This window comes from Arsukibacterium tuosuense, assembly GCF_900215315.1.
Lineage (GTDB): Bacteria > Pseudomonadota > Gammaproteobacteria > Enterobacterales > Alteromonadaceae > Alishewanella > Alishewanella tuosuense.
In genome coordinates, this window is the sequence record NZ_OBEB01000006.1 from 57,840 (window position 1) to 77,647 (window position 19,808).

The window sequence follows — 19,808 nt, forward strand, 5'->3', positions numbered from 1 at the left end:
TTATGACCGCGCAACCATCAGGCAGCGGGCAACAGCTTTTTTATGCAGGTATAGCCGCAGTCGTCATTGTCATTTTACTGGCGCTGTGGATGTTATTTAAGCCGGGTGCTGAACCCGAGCAGGACACTGCTTCGTCAACCCCACTTCCAGCGCGGGCAGAAATTATCGAAGAGCAGCCTTTACCGCCGCCGGTAACAGAACAGGAGTCGGAACCAGAACCAGAACTTACCCCTGATCCGGAGATGGCGCCGGAAGCAGAGTTAGCCGTTGAGGAGGCTGCTGTGGAGCCCTTACCTGCTTTGGAAAAATCCGATCCGGTGTTAAAGCAGGAAGTACTTAAGTTTGACTGGCAGCCCGGACTCGCGGGTTTAATTAATACCGAGCAAATGGTCCGTAATCTGGTTGTAACCGTTGATAATCTGGCACAGCGACAACTGGTCGCTAATCATCCGGTGGTTGCCCCACTTGATCAGCCGTTTATTGCTACTCCGGAGGAAGGGGATGATCAGCGGTATCAGATAGACCCAGCCAGTTATCAGCGGTACGAGCCTTATGTGCGTTTGCTTGAAAATGCAGAGCCTGAGCAAATGCTGCAAGTGCTGGAGCGTTACCAACCGCTGTTTGAACAAGCTTTTGGCGAGCTGGGCTATCCTGAACTTAGCTTCAACCAAAGGTTGCAGCAAGCGTTGCAGCAGTTTTTAGCTATTGAGCCGAATACAGCAGATACTACCCTGGTGCGTAAGTCAGTTGCTTACACTTATGCTGATCCTGCCGTAGAGGGGCGCAGCGACCTTGAGAAACAGGTTATCCGTCTGGGCCCGGATAACCACCAGCGGATACGGGCAGTAGCGCAGCAGTATCTGGCTTTACTGGAAGAGCGGACTGACTAAGTTATGCATTGCTGCCGACACTCACGGAAGTGAGCATTGCTTAAAGTTTAGGCAGTAGCGCATTGTTGGGGCTAAATCACTTGAAACCTGGCAGGCCATTGCGCATAATGCGGGCCTGCCGCTCTGGTGCAACCGGTCCGGCACTCAATGGTAACTCCATTGGTCCTCTCGCAATGCTAGTAGGTTAACCTGGTCAGGTCCGGAAGGAAGCAGCCACAGCTTATGATGCAGGTGCCGGGATGTGGCTGGTGGAGTTGCCACCCACTCTACATTTTTTCCGATAATCCGCTCTGACAATCTCCAGTGCCGCTAGCACGTCGCGGTCAGCAAGTTGCTGCTGTTCAAGTAGCATAATGAGATCAACGGCCAGCTTGACATGAACAGGGGCACTGGCCAAACCGGCACTGATATGTTGCTTAGTGTTCAACTCTGAGGTCACTTGTTGTCATCCAGAAATTGCCTGGCCCGGCTGACGGCTTCTTTCACTTTCATCTGCATTTCAAAACGTTCGCTTTGCGGCAGATAAAACGACATATCTACTTCATAACGAATATAACGTGGTGGCAGCAGGTTCAGCGAGATGCAGCATAAATCTGCCAGATACTCGCTATCTTTACTGTTGTCGAGTTCTAATTCAACAATATGATCCAGTAACAGTTTTTCATAATAGTTATGAATGTCATCGTCCAGTTTCATTGTTGCCTCGTCAGTTTGAGAATGTTGGTATTCAGCATAATCAGCTTAGCAGTAAAAGGCCATAGAAAGATTGAGTTAAAGATGGTGGCTGTTACAATGCCGTGGTCAGAATAAGCGGAAATCTCTTATGCAAAAAAATACCACACCCTGTTATTACGGCGATTATCTGCAACTGGATAAAATACTCACTGCCCAGGCACCGGAAAGCGCCAAATATGCCAATGAAGCCCATGATGAAACCTTATTTATTGTGGTGCACCAGGTGTATGAGTTGTGGTTTAAGCAAATTCTGCATGAACTAAAAGCAGTTATGGCGGTGTTTGCTGAGGCAGAAGTTAAAGATCAGCAGTTAACCGGCATAGTCCATAAGCTGAAAAGAGTGATCAGTATTCAGCAATTGCTGAATCAGCAAATTGCGGTGATAGAAACCATGACCCCGCAGGATTTTATGTCGTTCCGCGATTATCTGGTGCCGGCCTCAGGTTTTCAGAGTGTCCAGTTTAAAATGCTGGAAATCGGCCTGGGCCTGAAAAGTGAATATCGCATCGACTTTGATAAAAACTCATTTTACAGCCGGTTAAACGAGAAGGATCGCCATTTTTTAGAGGCGCTGGAGACGGAACCCAGTTTATTTGAACGAATAGAGAAATGGCTGGAGCGGATGCCATTCTTACAGCTGGATGATTTCAGCTTCTGGCAGATGTATCAAAATGCCACTGAACAAATGCTGGATGAAGATGCCAGCACCGTCTCGGGCATTGAGCAGATTGCCGAGCAGGAACGGCAATTACAACTGGCAGAGATTGAACGGACCCGGGCTAAATTTGCCGCCCTGCTTGATAAAGATAAATATCAGGAGCTGCAAACTGACGGCAGTTTCCGGTTAAGTCAGCGTGCCATGCTATCTGCCTTATTTATTAGTCTGTACCAGGAAGAGCCGGTATTTAACTTACCGTTTCAGTTGCTGACCTGCTTGACAGAGATTGATGAAAACCTGACGATCTGGCGCTACAAGCACGCCATGATGGTACAACGGATGCTTGGAACTAAAATTGGCACGGGTGGCTCGTCTGGCCACGATTATTTAAAACGCACAACGGAGAAGAACCGGATTTTTACTGATCTGTTTAATATGGCAACTTTTCTGCTACCAAAATCCGACTTGCCGGTACTGCCGGAGCAGATTAAACGCAAGCTAGGTTTTTATTTCGGCCCTGAGCGATAAACCAGCAACGCTAAACGCAGCCTTAAATAACTGCAAATGCAATTGGGTTAAGGCTGTCACATCACGTTGATACCCACCGCCAATCACCGCGGCAACCGGGATATCACGGTTACGGCAGGCAGTTAGTACCAGCAAATCCCGTTGATAAAGTGCCTTGGTTGAAATATCCAGCAGCCCCAACTCATCTTGCTGGTGAATATCCACCCCGGCATCGTACAGCACCAGTTCCGGCTGATGCCAGTTCAGCAAACTTTCCAGGCTCTGACTTACCGTCTCTAAATACTCTGCATCGCTGCACTGTTTGGCCAGGCCAATATCCCAGTCAGAGCTGATTTTACGGGCCGGAAAGTTTTTCTCGCAATGCACAGACGCGGTAACAATGGCCGGTTCGGCGGCAAAAATACCAGCAGTACCGTCGCCCTGGTGTACATCAAGATCAAAAATCAGAATTTTGCTAACACCACGGCTTAACATACTTTGGGCAGTAAACGCCAAATCGTTAAATACACAAAAACCAGCACCTTCAGTGCGTCTGGCATGATGATAGCCGCCACTTAAATGCAACCCTATGCCATGGCTTAGCGCCAGCTCGGCAGCTAACCGGGTGCCGGCCACGGAGACCAGAGAACGATTAACCAGCGCCTGTGACCACGGAAAACCTATCCGCCGCATGGCTTGGGCCGTTATCGAGCCGTTGCAAATGCTGTTGATATAGTCGTTATCGTGGATGTTTGTCAGTTCAGTGGCGGCGATGGGCTCAGGCGTACTGAAAGCCTCAGGGGGTATTCCTGAGGACAACAATGCCCGGTATAAGGCCTGATATTTGGTAATAGGGTAACGATGCCGCTCTGGCAGGCTGAGCGCGCTATAGCATGGGTGATAAACCAGGCCTGGTGTCACAGTCACCATCAGGGTACCTGACGCTCGTGCTGCAAAATAGCCTGCTCCACTTCGCTGATGGCTTTGCGGCAGCGACCCAGCCTGGCATGTAGCGCCAGTATACGGTTGGCATTACCGTCACCGCGGTAACGTTCGGCTTGTTCTATCATGTCCAGTAACCGGCGCTCAAATTGCTGAAACTCGCTTAATTGCTGGTATAAATCGACGGTGCCAGGCTTGCTGGCAACTGGTTTTTCTGTCTTAGCATGGCTTACTTTAATACTGCGCTGAAACTTGCTGCGGGTTTGCTGGTTACTGAAGGCCCGGGTCAGTGCATCAACCTGAGCGGCTAAATGTTCAGCTAAGCGCTGCTGGCCAGCCGCTGACAGCGGTGGCTGATTGTCTGTCAGCCGCTGCAGGTTGCGCCTGGCATCGGCAACGTAGTCAGCCAAATCGGGTGAGTGACAACTAAACAGGCCACTTTCAAACCAGTCTTGTGGTTTACCGCTCTGGCGCATACTGTCAATTGTGCAGGCCCGCTGATATAACTCATTCAGCTGGCTGGCCAGTAACTGCAGGGCACTCATGTATTACTCCAGGCCTGCCAGGCTAAGCGCAGGGCAATGGCTATTACCACACTGATAAACACCGGCCGGATAAACTTGCTACCAAAGCGGATAGCGCTGTGAGCACCAAGAAACGCGCCCAGCATCAGACACAAGCCCATGGCAATACCCAGCACATAGTTAACATGACCAAGTGCCATAAACGCCACCAAAGAAAAGCCATTACTGATAAAATTCATCGTTCTGGCTACGCCACTGGTCAGCAGCAGATTAATTTTGTACATGGCCATGCTCGACACCATCCAGAAGGCGCCGGTACCTGGCCCGGCGACACCATCATAAAAACCCAGGGTTAGCCCCTGTAGACGTTGCTGCCAATAGAGCTTACTGTTTTCCGGGGGCAGCTGCAGCCGGTCATCTGGCTGGATGCGGTTGAACAGCGTATAAATGGCCGCCAGCAAAACCAAGAGCGGCAATAGCTTTTCCAGCAGCGCCGTGCTGAGCTGGTCAACTACCAGGGTGCCGAGTAAGGCGCCGATGGCGGTGTAACCCAGACTGCGCCGCCAGTAACGTGGGTTAAACAGCCGTTTGCGGTAGTAGGTCACTGACGCGGTAAGCGAGCCAAAGGTGGCGGCCAGTTTATTGGTACCCAGCACCAGATGGGGCGGTAAACCCGCGGTCAGTAGTGCCGGTACCGTCAGTAGTCCGCCGCCACCAGCAATAGCGTCGATATAGCCAGCGATAAAAGCCACCGCACAGAGGATCAGCAGCAAATCAGTTGTAGGCAGCAGTTCAGTTAACACCTGGCGTTATCCTGTTAATACGTAAATGTGTCAGTAATCAATCTGGCGTCGAAATGGCGGCAGGGTGTCCAGCATTGCTTTACCGTATGACTTTGTAACCAGACGCCGGTCCAGAATAACAATCCGGCCCTGATCCTGTTCCTGGCGCAGCAGTCTACCACAAGCCTGCACCAGTTTCCTGGCGGTGGCAGGGATAGCCAATTGTACAAACGGATTGCCGCCTTTGCGGGTGACTGCCTCACTCATTGCTGCTTCCAGTGGTGAGGTCGGTACCGCAAAAGGCAGCTTGGTTATAACCAGGTTAGTCAGCAGCTTGCCGGGTAAATCCAGCCCTTCTGAAAAACTTTGGGTGCCAAATAAAATACTGGTTTTATTGTGCTGGCAGTTTTCATTATGCAGGCTGAGCAACGCCTGACGCGAGGCTTCACCCTGCACCAGCAATGACAAGCCTTTTTTTCTCAGTGCCTCGGCCACCTGTTGCATCTGCCAGTAAGACGCAAACAGCACCAGACTGCCTTGCTGATTGGGTAGATAGTCAGGCAGCAGGCTAATCAGTTCGTCGGTATAGGCACTGGCTGTTGGTTCGTTTTGCATTTTTGGTAAAATAATGACCCCGTTTTGCTGATAGGCAAACGGCGAGTCAACTCTGACAGTTTGTAACCCGGGGTGGGCAGTTAGACCCAGCTCATATTTTATATGGTCGAACGAATTTAATACGGTAAGGGTGGCAGAACATAAAATGCAGGCATATGCCTGAGAGAATAACAATTGTTCCAGGGTATTGGCCACACTGAGCGGGCAGGCATGGGCCGTTAACTGTTGCTGTTCGTCTTTAACCACCCAGCGCGCCTGGTAAGCCGGTTCAGTCTGCGGCTGCGCATACAATTGCCATAATGCTTGCTGCTGCTCCAGCTTTTGTGCCAGCTGACTGAGCTCCTGCAGCAGTTTACTCTGGCTTTTTCGTTTAGCCGGGCTTAGGGCAACCTCAGCAACCTCGGTACTTATTTTATCCAGCAATGTCAGGGTTTTCTGGGCACAACTGGCTATCGGTTCAGCTTGTTGTTGCCACAACGTTGGCAGGGCGGCATGTTCAAACCGGTAGTCTGTCTGGTTGGTGTCAGTAAACCAGCGGCTTTGCCATTCGTTCAGACTGCGTTCGACCGGTTTTAACAGACTCAGCAATTCATTGCGGCTGTCGTCCAGCTTTAACAGATCTTTTAAGCTGGTTTCCGGCAGGGTCTGGATCAACTGATTAGCAAGCACACCCAGTTTCTCCAGCCATAGCTGAGGCTGGCTTAACTGGGCAAAAGCCGCAAAGTAGTCCCTGCCGCAAGCCGGCAGGTGATGTGCCTCATCAATAACATAAATACAGTCTTCCGGGGCTGGCAGAATAGCATTGCCGCCAGCAAGGTCAGCCAGCAGCAGGCTGTGATTAACCACAAGCAACCGGGCATCACTGATTTCTGCCCGGGCCAGATGAAACGGGCAATGCTGATGGCGTTTATCATGTTTACTGCAGTGATAAGGATCTGCACTGATACTGTGCCACAGTGCATCGTCCACTGCCGTGGGCAGGGTGTCTCTATCGCCCAGCCAGCTGCGCTGCTGCCAGGCCTGAGACAGGGTGTCCAGCAGGGCAACCTGACTACGCTCAGCACTGGTCAGTAAATCTGGCTGTATCAGCTGCTGTTTTAAGCGTTCTATACAGGCATAGCGCGAGCGACCTTTAACCAGATTGTATTCAAACTCGATACCACTGTGCTGCCGGAAAAAGGGAATATCTTTATTAACAAGCTGCTCTTGCAGGGCAACCGTCGCGGTGGCAATGACCAGTTTCTTGTTTTGGGCAAGGGCAAGTGGCAGTGTCGCCAGTAAATAAGCCAGAGACTTACCGGTACCTGTGCCGGCTTCAACTAATCCTATACGGTCATGCCGATGATACTGCCCGGCAACAATATTGGCCATTTCTGCAATCAGCTTATTCTGCCCGGGCCGGTTATGGTAATTTGGTAAGGCGGTTTTCAGCTGTTGCTGGGCGTCGCGAATTTGTTGTTTTAGTTTTTCAGAGAGCATCTGTTCAGTGGACATAAGTTGGTCAGGTTGCCTGTATGAATGTACAGTTTGCTAATTCTAACCAGCTAAATGCGATTAAGCAAAGCGCATCTGATCCAGCAAAACCTGTATTTATGCCAAAAAAGTACCAGCGCAATATTATTTAAACTAATTTAGTTCGGTTCGGCTTAAAAATGACCACATAATAAAAACACGATAGTGTAAATAATAAATTACGAATTTATCCGGTGTTTAGCGGCTCAGTGGGGTCCAAAACGTTATTTTATGGCTGTTCAGGGGGTAATTAGCCAGTCAAACAGGCTATTTATGGTGGATTGGTGCCATTTTGGGGCAACTCTGCCCTGTTTGCGGGATTGCCTGAATTTTGTGCAAAACCTGCTACTGACAGCCCGCAGATGAAATTGTTCAATAAAAGCTGTTGACCCTACCGAAAAATACCGTTTATTATCAGGACGCGACAAATCGGAGTATATCCGAGATGAATGGAGTGCCAATTGCCTTTAAAGATTGGTAACTGTTTAAAAATAGAATCACTAGCGAGATAGTGGTCCAGGGAGAAATACATGTATACAAATAATAAATTAAATAAAGCTGTGCGCTTAGCTATCGCCTTCGGCGCGGCTTCAGCAACCGCTTTCACTGCATCAGTAACTGCAGCGGAAGAAGATGAATCGGCCAAAGTTGAACGTATCGAAGTTACCGGTTCGCGCATCAAGCGTACCGATTTAGAAGGTGCTCTGCCTGTAACCGTTATTGACCGTGAGGCAATTGAGTTATCAGGTGAAATTTCTGTAGCTGATTTAATTCGGAACACCACCTTCAACAGCGCCGGTTCTTTCCGTCCGCAGTCAGGTAGTTCTGCACAGGGCGTAAGCCAGGTTAACATGCGTGGCCTGGGTGCCAGCCGTACTCTGGTTCTGGTAGATGGTCGTCGTTTAACCATGTCACCATCAACTGGTTCATCGCAGGATTTGAACTCAATCCCGATGGCAGCAGTAGAGCGTATCGAAATTCTGTCTGATGGTGCATCAGCAGTATACGGTTCTGACGCAATCGGTGGTGTAATCAACGTTATTACCCGTAAAGACTTCAGCGGTGTTGAGCTGAGTGTTGGCGCTGGTGAAGTTAGTGTGCCTTCAGAAGGCGGCGACCGTGAAAACGGTTCAGTGGTATTTGGTTCTGCTAACGATACCACCCAGGTAATCGGTGGTGTTTCATGGAACAAGCGCGCAATTATTTTCGAAAACGCGTTCCCTTGGGTACAGCCAGGTAGTTCAATTTATGGTAACAACTGGCGCGGTGCAGCTTTCGACGGCTTCAGAACTGTACCTGGTGGTTGTAACGAAGAAAACTTCATCCCGACAGTAATTGCTGATCTGGATCGTTGTCAGTTTAACTTTAACGCAACCAATGCCAACGAAGCATCAACAGGTAACGAATCACTGTTCGTTAAACTGAATCACCAGATTAATGATGACTGGTCAGTATACGCTAACGCCAGTGTTGCTAAGACAACCTCGTTTGGTCGTTACGCGCCGGCTCCGGATTCAAACATTTTTTACGACGGTTTAGCGACTCCGGTAGACAGCTATAACAACCCGACTAATCCAGATGCCTGGATGTATGATGCGAATAACCCAAATGCAGTAGCCTATGATGCCGCAGAAGTTGGCGCAAACCAGGAAGTGTTCTTCTATCACCGTTTTGCTGCCATGGGTAACCGTGACAACACTATCGATAACGAAAACGTTGATTTCCTGATTGGTTCAATGGGCCGGGTTGGCGAATTTGATCTTGATTTCGGTGCCCGTCGTGTTCGCAATCAGACTGTTGGTTTAGGTGATGGTTACCTGGCGGCATCTACTGCCTGGGGTAACGTAAATAACTTTAACCCAGGTTACTGCGCAGATGGCTCTTTTGACCCTGCTGCTTGTCGTTTCGGTTACGACATTCAGAACCCAGGTTCAAACCCGTCAAACGTATTACAAGCTGGTGTAGTAACTACCGCACGTAAATCACAATTCGACATCAACGAGTATTATGCCAGTGTCGCTTTTGACATGTTTGAAATGGCTGGTGGTATTTCTCAGGGGTCAGTAGGTGTTGAGCGTCGTGAAGAAGTTTACTCTGATAAGTACGATTCACAATCTGCTGCTGGTTTAGTAGGTGGTTCTTCAGGTAGTTCAGCTGGCGGTGACCGTTCAGTTAACGCTGCTTATTTCGAAGCATTGTTACCAGCAACTGATGACTTAGAAGTGTCATTAGCAGGTCGTTTCGATAACTATTCAGACTACGGTTCAGACTTCTCACCAAAAGTGGGTTTACGTTATGAAGCGGCTGAAGGCTTATTGTTACGTGCTTCTTACGGTTTAGGTTTCCGTGCACCGTCACTGGATATCTTAACTCAGGCCACGTCATTCTCTGCTGACTCAGTCGCTGATGCGGTAACCTGTGAAGCGCTGACCGGTGACCCGGAAGAGCCATGCCAAATCAACGCTTACTACATTGCTAACCCAGACTTAGCGTCTGAGTCATCAACTCAGTATGCGTTTGGTGCAGCTTATCAGTATGAAGATTGGTTATTTGTTAAGGCTGATTACTACAACATCGAAATTGAAGACCGGATCCGTCAGTTCGATTCACAAACTCTGATTAACCGTGAAGCGTCTGGTGATCCAATTCCAGCCGGTTTAGGTGTGACTCGTGATGCTACTGGTTTAATTACCCGTATCGATGCTGGTTACGGTAACGAAGGTACTCTGGAAACTTCAGGTATCGATTTCAACATCCGTACTAACTTTGATTTCGGCAATGCCGGTCGTTTAATCAATAACCTGTATGTGTCTCACATCCTTGATTATTCAGTTGATGGTGGCCGTAACAACGTTGAAGATCCAGGTTTACCACAACAGCGGATTAACCTGAACAACCAATATGTGTTTGGTGATTTCGACTTCGCGTGGAACATCAACATGATCGGTTCTCAGTATAACGACGTGCTGGCTGGTGGTGTACAGGATGGTCACATTGCAACCTGGACTACCCATGACTTGCAGGTAACGTACAATGCACCTTGGAATGCCCGTATTTCTGTCGGCGCCCAGAATGCATTCGAGAAGTTACCACAGTTCGGTACTTCAGCTGCAGCACGTGGCTCACGTGATTACAACTTCAACTTATATAACGCCTTTGGCCGTGTTACCTACATCCGGTACACTCAAAGCTTCTGATAAGTTAGAGAGTTAATACAAAAGGCAGGCTAACCCCTGCCTTTTTCTTTGGAATAAAAACATGAGTTCTACAGCCCATTGGGACAATTACTGGCAAAGTAGCAGCAGTCTGAATAGCTTTGGTGAGGGTGAGGCGGCTAAGGGCTATGAAGGCGAATTGTTAGCAGTATGGCATAGCTGCTTTAAGCAGTTATCAGAAAATGCCACTGTGGTGGATGTGGGTACAGGTAATGGCGCTATTGCAGTTGCTGCCAGAAAGTACTCAGACAGCCAGCAGTTAAACTTTAGCGTATATGGTACCGACGCGGCGAACATAGAACCATTGCAGGCATTTGCTAACAACCCTGAAATAGCAGGGTTACTGCGGACGATTACGTTTTATCCACAATGTAAAACAGAACAACTGCCGTTTGCAGATGGAACGGTAGATTTAGTGACCAGTCAGTTTGCTTTTGAATATGCTGAGCGTGCAGCTGCGTTGCAGGAGTGCATAAGAGTTCTGAAACCAGCTGGGCATTTTACGGCCATTATGCACCATGCTGAGTCAGAAATTGCCAGAGACAGCGCAGCAGGTCTGAGGATATTAACGGCATTTTTAAGTGAAACTGCATTTTTTCAGCGAGCCCGCTTGTTACTGACATGCATGGCAGAGCAAACCCAACGGCCTGACAAGCCAGAAATTGTGCAACGAACTCAGCAGGCAAATCAGCAGCTGTTGCAGATTAGCCAACAAATAAAGCTGGAAGTGCCAGCGGCTTACAGCCATTGGTACAACGATGTGATGGCCCGGGTGGCGAAACTTATTATTAGTTTTTCAGCAGCCAGCATCGTTAAGCTGGAGGCTGAACAACAAGGTTTAACACTGTATTGTCAGCGCTTAAGTGATCAGCAACAGGCATCAATGTCGGCAGAGGGCGCGGCAGTGTTCAGGCAGCAATTAACAGCCGCTGGCTATTCTTATAAGCTATCTGAATTAAATATTGAAAATCAATTATTTGGCTGGTTATTAAAAATTCAGAAATAATTTGTAATAACTTTTAATAACTATACAGTTATGGTCAGATCAACAATGTAGTATTATGCAGTAAAATATATACAGGGGTGTAATGTGAAAAAGTTTTTGGCTGTGTTAATTGTTTTGGCGCTGACCGGTTGGTCTGTTGCCGCTAATGAGTTAATTCCGGTGCGACATTTTTTTGAGCATGCAAAGTTCAATAATATGAAGGTGTCACCAGATGGTAAGCATATTGCGTTCACGTTTCAGGAAGATACTGAAGTTAAACTGGCAGTAATGAAATTAAGTAATATGGCCGTCACCGCCAGTTTTGCCTTTGGTGAAAATATGCATGTTGTTAATTTTCACTGGGGTAATAAAAGCCGGGTACTACTCGAGGTTGCTAAAAGAACGGGTAATCTGGACACTATGAACGGAAGCCGCGTCAAGTTATATGCGGCAAATATTGATGGTACCCGCCGCTTAGAGTTGTTCGGCTCGGGCATGTCAGGTTACACAATTTTGCATTTACTGCCAGACCAGCCAGATAAAATCTTGATTGGCAAAATGCATTTCTCTGAAGTTGAACGAAATGGCTGGCGCGCTTTTACCATTGACATTAACCGGGCGAAAGAGCGTTATCTGGACGACCAGCCGCAAGGTTTGATAGCCGGGTTAATTGCTGATAACAGCGGCGCCATCCGGATTGGCATTGAGTACATTGAAGGTGAAACCTTTGATGATAATAAAACTGTTATTCACTATAAGAAAAATGATAGCTGGCAGCAGCTCGATTTACCCTCCAAGCGCGCTAATCCCAATGTAAGACCGCTGGGGTTTTCAGCTGATAATAGCCGGGCTTATTTTTCGTCTAACCATGATATGGCTGAAGGTGATGTGGCCGGCGTATTTGTATACGACTTTAACACTTCTGAAGTTAGCCTGATTGCCCGCCATGCCTATTCTGATGTAGGGCGAGCCTTTTACAGCCATCAGGGTGACGTGCTTGCCGTTGACTATATGGCAACCAATAACGAAGTTGAATTTATTAATCGGGAACACCGGGATGCAAAATTATTAGCCGGCTTACAAGCTGCATTTCCTGGCCAGGCGGTGGCGATTACCTCTTTCGATCGGGCAGGTAAAACCGCGTTATTTCGGGTAAGCAGTGATGTTAATCCAGGTGAATTCTATTTGTATGACACGGAGAATGGACAGGCTCGCTATCTGGCTTCTGCCCTGGGTAAACTGAAAAAAGAGCAATTACAGCCAATGCAGCAAATTAGCTTTACTGCGCGTGATGGTAAAATGATCCGTGGTTTACTAACCTTACCAGACAATGCTGATAAAAATTTACCGCTTATTGTTAATGTGCACGGTGGTCCTTTTGGTCCGTTCGACAGTTGGGGCTTTAACAATGAAGTTCAGTATCTGGCCAACAGAGGCTACGCGGTGTTACAAATAAATTTCCGCGGTTCAGGTGGTTACGGTGACGATTTCCAACGCGCCGGTCGTCTGCAATGGGGGCATGCCATGCAGGATGATGTTACCGACGGTACTTTATGGGCTATAGAACAAGGCATTGCTGACAAAGAAAGAATTTGCATTTATGGCGGTAGTTATGGTGGTTATGCGGCTTTATGGGGTGTAATTAAAGAGCCTGATTTATACAAGTGCAGTGTGGGTTATGTTGGTGTTTATGATATGCCTTTATTTTTCGACGGCGATGGGTCTGATGCAAGTCGTTCCAGTAGTATAGAGCAGTATATCAGTTCGCACGTTGGTGAGGGCGATGAATATATGCGTTCAATTTCACCGGTGCATCATGTGGATAAAATAAAAGCCGAGCTGTTTATTGTGCATGGTTCAAAAGACGTCCGGGTGCCAATTGTGCATGCTAACAATTTGAAAAAGGCATTAGACGATATCGGTAAGCCCTATGAGTGGCTGGTAAAAGAAGATGGCCATGGCTTTTTTAAAGTGGATCATCGGGTAGAGCTGTATACTCAAATGGCGGCGTTTTTTGATAAGCATATCGGCAAAGCTGAATAAGTCGAGATGGTGTTTAACTGCTTAGTTAATTGCTTACGTGTGCATTACAATTATTAACATTAAAGGATTGCAAGTTGTAATGCGTTCCTATAATGTTTAACAGGAACATAGCAAAGGCTTGGGAGAGATAATGTTGAAAATGAAATTGTTGGCAGTCGGTCTTGCCAGCGTAATGGCAGTGGGTTGTGCCAGTACCAGTACAACAGATACCGCGGATAACCGTGCCTCACGTAACTTCGAATTTGAAGTAGTGGATGATAACGACAAAGTGACTCATATTTGTCGGAATGAACGGGCTACTGGCAGCAACATTGGCCGCCGTACCTGTCGCACCACAGAGCAAATTGAGTCTGACAGGGCTGAGGCGCGGTTGGAACTTGAACGTGCGCAGGGTTCACTGGTTGAGCCGCCACCGGGTGGCTAACCTCCGGTTATAACGAGAAACCACTGCTGCAGTGGTTTTTTTATGTCTGAAATAAAGTTGTGGCTAAACCAGATGAAGTTTAATGAAGTTTAATGAAGTTTAATATTACCAGATGAAAGTAATACTGCTGAAACGAACAGCGTTAAGTGCTAAATTATCAAGCAAGCCTGAACAATGCGATAAAAAATTCCGGAGCCAATCGATTTGTATCTTAATAGCCAATTTATAATTATGCAGCGAGGCGGTCAGCTGATGCTGAGCCAGATTTCCGGCGTAGCAAAACCATTTCTGGTGCATGAACTGGACTTGCTGTTATTGTCATTTTTTATTGAGCAGCACGACAAAACAACAGTTTGTCATACCTTTGTCGCTAATGCTTTGGTCAGGCAACTGGCACCGCAAATAAAAGCCGAAGCAGTATTAAACCGGATCCAGCAGTTGCAACAGGCTGGCATATTAGTAACCGACCAGGCTTCGGCTAACGTAACGGTGGGTAATATGCTGACCAGCGCGGCAGAGATGATGCCTGAAATCGTCGAGCCAATTCACCTTGCAGCCATTAACAATGAACAGATACCAGAGGCACTGTGTGTCAGTATTCACTTTGCTGCGGTAATTACAGCGGAAGGATTTGCCGCCTGGTCGGCGCTGCAACAACAATATATAACGTTGCCTGTTGACAGGCTATTGCTGTTACTGGCTTTTGCAGATGGCAAAAAGCAAACCGACGTCATTGCCGATAAAACAGCGTTGTTTGACGATACCCAACAGGCCAGCCAGATAATTGCTGAGCTTTATGCTCAGGGTTTATTGATCAGGCAAAAACGCATTGTTCACAGTAATGTAGATGATATTCCGGTTTTTAAGCCAGTAGTAACAAAGCCTGATGTAGCAACACACTGGCAGGAAATTAAGCCGGATGGCCGGATCCCGGTATATTTTGTGCCACATATGGAGAACCACCTGCCATTAGCATTAGGTGTGTTGTTCAGTGCGCTGCAACATTATCAGAATGGTGCGCTGCTCGAGCGTTTTGTGCTGATTCCAATAAACTTTTTAAACCCGAATGACCTTTTAAATGGTCCATACCGCCAGTTTGGTCCGGGTGTCTGGTTGTTCTCAAACTATATGTGGTCGGTGGATTTAAACCTGCAAATCAGCCAGGCAGTCAAGCAACATAATAGTACCAATCTCACGATTCATGGCGGCCCCAGTACACCGGACTACCCTCAGGCCTGTAAAGATTTTATGCAAACTAATCGTTCGGTTGATATTGCAGTGCATGGCGAAGGGGAAGTGGCGATTGCCGAGATTTTTGAAACAATCTCAAAAAACCCGCAAGAGATACTGGGTTTTGATGATTTTGCCCTGACCGAGGTTACCGGCATCAGTTTCAGAAATCAGTTAAGTCAGGGCATAGTGCATACGGCTGGCCGCACCCGGATGAAGGAAGTTGATGTTATTCCTTCACCTTACTTGTCCGGTTATTTTGATGGCTATGGTGGCAGGGTAGAGGCGGCCATCATTGAAACCAATCGCGGCTGCCCTTACGGTTGTACTTTCTGTGACTGGGGCTCTGCTACCAACCAGAAAGTGCGTAAATTTGATATGGAGCGGGTTAAGCAGGAAATTGACTGGATAGGCCAGAATAAAATTAAGGTGATGTGGATAGCGGATGCCAATTTTGGCATGTACGAACGGGATATTGATATTGCCCGCCATATTGTGGCGGTAAAACAACAATTTGGTTACCCGCATGAAGTAGTCGTTAATTACACCAAAAATTCAACGCTGAAGTTAGTGGAAATTATTAAAATATTCACCGAGGGCGATATCATCAGCCAGGGTATCATTTCCATTCAGACCACCGATGAAGGCACCCTTGATGTTATTAACCGTAAAAATATTCGGACCGAGCGTTATGATGAGCTGACCCAGATTTTTGATGACCTGAAGCTACCGTTGTCGACCGATCTGATGATTGGTTTGCCGGGTATTACCGTGGCGGCGTTTGACAACGATTTACAGCGCTATATTGATATGGATGTGTCAGTAAAAGCCTATCCAACCCAGTTATTACCAAACAGCCCGATGGCTGACCCCGCCTATATTGAGAAATACCAGATAAAAGTCGATGCCCATAATTTTCTGATTGGCAGTTTTAGTTACACCGAGCAGGATTTAGCCCAGATGAAAGCCATGTACCAGATGTATGTAATGGCTGATGGTTACTCTTTGCTGCGCTATGTCATGCGTTTCTTGCAATGGGAGCATGGTATTCCCGCCATAACCTTGTTACGCGATATTTTGCAGCAGGTTAATGACGACCCAAGCCGTTATCCGCAGATAAGCTGGGCCGTGCGGTTTTTTAATCAGGATAAAACCATGCCCGGAGGCTGGGCAGGCTTTTATCAGCAAATAGCCATGTTTATAAAGCAGCATTACCAGTTGTCAGACAGCGCAGCGCTAAGCACAGTATTAAAAGTGAATTTGTTATGCATGCCAGATGACACCCAGAGCTACCCGTTGACTGCGCAACTGCCGCACGATTTTAAACGTTATTTTAAAGAGTTTAAGCAGCTGCAAAAACCATTGGCGAGTTATCCGCCGGCGACGTTCGAGGTTACCGATCCTAATTCAATGGTCAGTGTTGATATGAATTACCTGCAATACGATACCCATCAGTTTTTCTGGGAGTTACATTCTGACGTATCCCGGCCGAAATCTGTATCAGACTTTGCTGCCGCGTGATGCCCTTTTTGTATCACTTGATTAACTACGTTTTTACGATAAATTAGATAATTGCCCTGAATTTGCGACGAACGGCAGGGTAAGTTATTGAACCATCAGCAAACAATAAGCATAGTAGTCTCTGTTATTTTCAGGTTTTACTGAAAATACATAAAGGTTCGGCCTGGTTAAGCGCCGAAACAATAAAAACTAAAGTCATTATCAAAAAAGTGACCCAGGGAGATTAATATGTTCACAAATAGCAAACTTAGCAAAGCCATGCGCCTGGCTTTTGCTTTTGGTGCCGCATCGAGCATGCTGCTAGCGGGAGCCGTTTCAGCGCAAACCGAAACCGAAGATACAGCAGAGAACGAAGCAGTTGAGCGGATACAGGTTACCGGTTCACGTATTCTTCGTGAGGGTGCAATCGCGCCTTCGCCAGTAACAGTAATTAGTGGTGAAGACTTAGTGAACACCGGTGCCATGAATATAGGCGAAGTGTTGAATAAGTTACCTGCGTTAGCAACGACTTTTTCGCTTGCAAACTCAGGCCGTTTCATCGGTACTGCTGGCGTAAGCTTATTAGACTTAAGAGGCATGGGTACCGACCGTACTCTGGTGTTGGTAGATGGAAAACGCCATGTTGCCAGCTCTCCGGGTACCTCTTCAGTTGACACCAATACTATCCCAAGTGCGTGGATAGACAGAGTCGAGATCATAACAGGTGGTGCTTCAGCTGTTTATGGTGCTGATGCTGTAACTGGTGTAGTTAACTTTGTTTTAAAGAAAGATATTACCGGATTGAATGTTAGTGCCATCAAAGGCTTTGCTGACAATAGCTCATACCAAAATGAAAAATATACTTTTTCTTATGGTCAGGACTTTGCAGAGGGCCGTGGTAACGCCGCGTTTTCCTTGGAGTATAACTCTCAGAACTCTTTAAATTCGCTGGATAACCCCTGGACTGCAACGTCTTATGCTGCTTTTCCTTACGCTGTTGCAACGGGCCAGGCGCGCCCTGCTGATCAGGTTGATAGTGAAGCTTTCCCAGATCGTATCACCTTGCCAAATGCAGGCTACTATTTGATTTCTAATCAGGGAACTGTCTGGGACCCGTTTACAGGTGACATCTTGGGCCTGTTTAACTCTGATAGTTCAATGCGCGATGTTTACGCCGGCCCTATTGACGATGGTCAGTTTTGTGCGAGCCCGGGCTGCGACTTCCTAAACCTTCGTCAATATTCAGAGATTCAGCCTAAGTTTGAGCGTTTTAACTATAATTTCAAAGTAAACTATGATGTTACCGATGATTTAAATGCATACTTTGAGGCAAAGTATTCGAAAACAGAAGGCGAAAATATTGGCCAGCCTTTCTTCCGTTTTTACAGTGGTGCCAACGTCATTCAGCGGGATAATGCGTTCTTAGACCCGGCAGTCGGTGCTTTGATGGATGAAATGGACTTGCCTTTTATCGGTGTAAACAAAATGTACAACGATATTGGCCGCCGTCTGGAGGAAAATACTCGGGAGACAACGCGTTTTGTTGTGGGTTTAACCGGTGATATTTCTGATGATTGGAGCATGGATTTATCTTTCGTTTACGGTAAGTCTGAAATTGAGCGGGTAAACGCTGCTAACGTCATTCTGGCAAATTATGCCAATGCAATAGATGCTGTATTTGATGATGCCGGCAATATTGTTTGTCGTAGCGAAGCCGCCCGGGCCGATGGTTGTGTCGCAGCCAATATCATGGGCGATGGTGCTATTAGCCAGCAAGCGATTGATTATGTAACAACAACCTCAATTGGTACGTCTGAAATTGAACAAACAGTTTTCAATGCGACCTTTACGAACTCAGCTATTTATGAGTTACCGGCTGGTATGGTGGGTTTCGCTGGTGGTTTGGAATACCGTGATGAGAGTAGCGTTACAATAGAAGATCCGTTCGCCAAAACCGGTGCGACCTTTTTCAATGCGCTGGGTGAAACAGACGGTAGCTACGATGTGACGGAAGCTTTCTTCGAATTATCTGTGCCACTTTTAGCAGATGTTTTCCTAATCGATACTTTAGTGTTCGATACTGCAGTTCGCTACGCTGATTACTCAACTATTGGTGATGCCACTAGCTGGAAGCTGGGTTTGGACTGGACCATTACGCCAGAGCTTCGTGCACGTTTTACACTGTCTGAAGCAATTCGTGCGCCAAACATTGACGAGCTATTCTCTGGTCAGAGCCAGTCTTTTGCGGGTGTAGACGACAAGTGTAAAGTATCTGAGCTTGACTTGTTAGCACCTGAAGGTCGGGCAATTCGTGCAGCAAACTGCGCTGCTTTAGGCGTTCCGGCTGATTTCGACTCTAACTACGATGCTGCCACATTAGAAACGCTTGTTGGTGGTAACCCGGGTTTGCTGCCAGAAGAATCTAAATCTATTACTGCTGGTATCGTTTATCAGCCAGAATGGTTAGAGGGTTTCAGTTTTACCGCAGATTACTGGGAAATTGACATTGAAGATACCATCAGCGGCATTGGCTTTCAGACAATTATTGACCGTTGTGTCGATTCGCCAACAGGTGTCAATAATCAGTTCTGTGCTTTAATCACCCGTGACCCGGCTACCAGCGAGATAACCTTGATAAGAGGGTTTGCATTAAATATTGCCCGTAGTTTGAACTCAGGTGTCGACTTCGAATTTGGTTACGATTTTGATGCGTTAGGTGGCCGTTTTAACACAAGCTTTATTGGTACTTATCTTATTGAATCTAAAGATTATCCTTTCCAGGATGAGCCTGATAACTTTACTGATTTCCAAGGTGTATTAGGCGATGAGACGTGGCAGGGTAGTATTTCAATCGATTATAAATATAACGATTGGGTAGTGGCCTGGAACACACGCTTTATCAATGGTGTTGAGCTTTATTCACCGACGTCGCTGGCAGCTAACCCTAACCCAAGTAACGAAATGCGCTATGGTTCTTACTTCATTACCGATGCGTCAGTAGGCTATAACTTTGAGAATGGTGTTGGTCTTAAGTTAGGCATCGATAATTTGTTTAACCGCGAGTTACCTGGTACCACCACAGGAACGGGTGCCGGTTCGGCAATTTACGATAACATTGGCCGCTTTGCTTATGTTCAGGCGTCTTATAAATTCTAACTATATATACTGTTTAGCAACGAGTTATGTGCGATTCAGTTCTTTGAAGAAACTTTCATGTAGTTAGTGTTAGTAGTTAGTGTTATAAGA

Annotated in this window: 13 protein-coding genes, 1 other RNA gene and 1 pseudogene; 9 read left to right on the forward strand and 6 right to left on the reverse strand. The window is 47.0% G+C overall.

The features are described from left to right. The first annotated feature begins 2 nt into the window (after positions 1–2). Both CRO03_RS12830 and ffs read left to right on the forward strand, forming a co-directional pair. Complete coding sequence (locus CRO03_RS12830) at positions 3–890, forward strand: DUF3014 domain-containing protein (RefSeq protein WP_170949014.1); 888 nt, start codon at positions 3–5, stop codon at positions 888–890. Positions 891–1,047: 157 nt separating this feature from the next. Beyond that, positions 1,048–1,144, forward strand: an RNA gene (ffs, locus tag CRO03_RS12835) — signal recognition particle sRNA small type. A gap of 29 nt (positions 1,145–1,173) precedes the next feature. Here ffs and CRO03_RS18685 read toward each other — a convergent pair. After that, positions 1,174–1,329, reverse strand: a pseudogene (locus CRO03_RS18685) (DUF2496 domain-containing protein); the annotation flags it as partial. Beyond that, complete coding sequence (locus tag CRO03_RS12845; RefSeq protein ID WP_097112040.1) at positions 1,326–1,586, reverse strand: late competence development ComFB family protein; 261 nt, start codon at positions 1,584–1,586, stop codon at positions 1,326–1,328. The gene CRO03_RS12845 and the pseudogene CRO03_RS18685, both read right to left, overlap by 4 nt. A gap of 127 nt (positions 1,587–1,713) precedes the next feature. On the opposite strand from CRO03_RS12845, the gene CRO03_RS12850 reads away from it, so the two are divergent. Further along, entirely contained in the window at positions 1,714–2,811 is a 1,098-nt protein-coding gene (locus CRO03_RS12850) for a tryptophan 2,3-dioxygenase family protein (protein WP_097112041.1), read from the forward strand. Here CRO03_RS12850 and CRO03_RS12855 read toward each other — a convergent pair. Genes CRO03_RS12855 through dinG form a run of 4 tightly spaced genes read right to left on the reverse strand, consistent with a single transcriptional unit; the run spans position 2,782 to position 7,147 of the window. Further along, positions 2,782–3,720 (reverse strand): histone deacetylase family protein, encoded by a 939-nt coding sequence (locus CRO03_RS12855; protein WP_097112042.1) that lies wholly within the window; start codon positions 3,718–3,720, stop codon positions 2,782–2,784. The genes CRO03_RS12850 and CRO03_RS12855 overlap by 30 nt on opposite strands. Further along, complete coding sequence (priC, locus tag CRO03_RS12860) at positions 3,720–4,277, reverse strand: primosomal replication protein PriC (RefSeq protein WP_097112043.1); 558 nt, start codon at positions 4,275–4,277, stop codon at positions 3,720–3,722. Before priC ends, CRO03_RS12855 begins: the two co-directional genes overlap by 1 nt. Further along, positions 4,274–5,059: a sulfite exporter TauE/SafE family protein gene (locus CRO03_RS12865; protein WP_097112044.1), complete on the reverse strand. Its 786-nt coding sequence runs from the start codon at positions 5,057–5,059 to the stop codon at positions 4,274–4,276. Before CRO03_RS12865 ends, priC begins: the two co-directional genes overlap by 4 nt. 30 nt (positions 5,060–5,089) lie before the next feature. Next, the gene (dinG, locus tag CRO03_RS12870; protein WP_212682420.1) at positions 5,090–7,147 is read right to left on the reverse strand and encodes an ATP-dependent DNA helicase DinG; all 2,058 of its coding nucleotides are present in this window, start codon (positions 7,145–7,147) and stop codon (positions 5,090–5,092) included. 548 nt (positions 7,148–7,695) lie between these two features. On the opposite strand from dinG, the gene CRO03_RS12875 reads away from it, so the two are divergent. The 6 genes from CRO03_RS12875 to CRO03_RS12900 all read left to right on the forward strand — a co-directional run bounded on the left by CRO03_RS12875 (position 7,696) and on the right by CRO03_RS12900 (position 19,718). Next, positions 7,696–10,362 carry a TonB-dependent receptor plug domain-containing protein gene (locus CRO03_RS12875; protein ID WP_097112045.1) on the forward strand — a complete coding sequence of 889 codons (2,667 nt, stop codon included), beginning with the start codon at positions 7,696–7,698 and terminating at the stop codon, positions 10,360–10,362. Between the two features lie 61 nt (positions 10,363–10,423). After that, positions 10,424–11,386 (forward strand): class I SAM-dependent methyltransferase, encoded by a 963-nt coding sequence (locus CRO03_RS12880; protein WP_097112046.1) that lies wholly within the window; start codon positions 10,424–10,426, stop codon positions 11,384–11,386. Positions 11,387–11,470: 84 nt separating this feature from the next. Then, entirely contained in the window at positions 11,471–13,408 is a 1,938-nt protein-coding gene (locus CRO03_RS12885; protein ID WP_212682421.1) for an alpha/beta hydrolase family protein, read from the forward strand. Positions 13,409–13,538: 130 nt separating this feature from the next. Beyond that, positions 13,539–13,832: a hypothetical protein gene (locus CRO03_RS12890; RefSeq protein WP_097112047.1), complete on the forward strand. Its 294-nt coding sequence runs from the start codon at positions 13,539–13,541 to the stop codon at positions 13,830–13,832. Between the two features lie 252 nt (positions 13,833–14,084). Beyond that, positions 14,085–16,583: a B12-binding domain-containing radical SAM protein gene (locus tag CRO03_RS12895; RefSeq protein WP_170949015.1), complete on the forward strand. Its 2,499-nt coding sequence runs from the start codon at positions 14,085–14,087 to the stop codon at positions 16,581–16,583. A gap of 258 nt (positions 16,584–16,841) precedes the next feature. Continuing rightward, a complete protein-coding gene (locus tag CRO03_RS12900) occupies positions 16,842–19,718 on the forward strand; it encodes a TonB-dependent receptor plug domain-containing protein (protein ID WP_212682422.1) in 2,877 nt (958 codons plus the stop codon). Positions 19,719–19,808: the final 90 nt, after the last annotated feature.

What these genes read in the sequence shown, in the direction of transcription:
- CRO03_RS12830 (WP_170949014.1), top strand. Translation starts at nt 3, where the DNA reads ATGACCGCGCAACCATCAGGCAGCGGGCAACAGCTTTTTTATGCAGGT.
- CRO03_RS12845 (WP_097112040.1), bottom strand. Translation starts at nt 1,586, where the DNA reads ATGAAACTGGACGATGACATTCATAACTATTATGAAAAACTGTTACTG.
- CRO03_RS12850 (WP_097112041.1), top strand. Translation starts at nt 1,714, where the DNA reads ATGCAAAAAAATACCACACCCTGTTATTACGGCGATTATCTGCAACTG.
- CRO03_RS12855 (WP_097112042.1), bottom strand. Translation starts at nt 3,720, where the DNA reads ATGGTGACTGTGACACCAGGCCTGGTTTATCACCCATGCTATAGCGCG.
- priC (WP_097112043.1), bottom strand. Translation starts at nt 4,277, where the DNA reads ATGAGTGCCCTGCAGTTACTGGCCAGCCAGCTGAATGAGTTATATCAG.
- dinG (WP_212682420.1), bottom strand. Translation starts at nt 7,147, where the DNA reads ATGTCCACTGAACAGATGCTCTCTGAAAAACTAAAACAACAAATTCGC.
- CRO03_RS12875 (WP_097112045.1), top strand. Translation starts at nt 7,696, where the DNA reads ATGTATACAAATAATAAATTAAATAAAGCTGTGCGCTTAGCTATCGCC.
- CRO03_RS12880 (WP_097112046.1), top strand. Translation starts at nt 10,424, where the DNA reads ATGAGTTCTACAGCCCATTGGGACAATTACTGGCAAAGTAGCAGCAGT.
- CRO03_RS12890 (WP_097112047.1), top strand. Translation starts at nt 13,539, where the DNA reads ATGTTGAAAATGAAATTGTTGGCAGTCGGTCTTGCCAGCGTAATGGCA.
- CRO03_RS12895 (WP_170949015.1), top strand. Translation starts at nt 14,085, where the DNA reads ATGCTGAGCCAGATTTCCGGCGTAGCAAAACCATTTCTGGTGCATGAA.
- CRO03_RS12900 (WP_212682422.1), top strand. Translation starts at nt 16,842, where the DNA reads ATGCGCCTGGCTTTTGCTTTTGGTGCCGCATCGAGCATGCTGCTAGCG.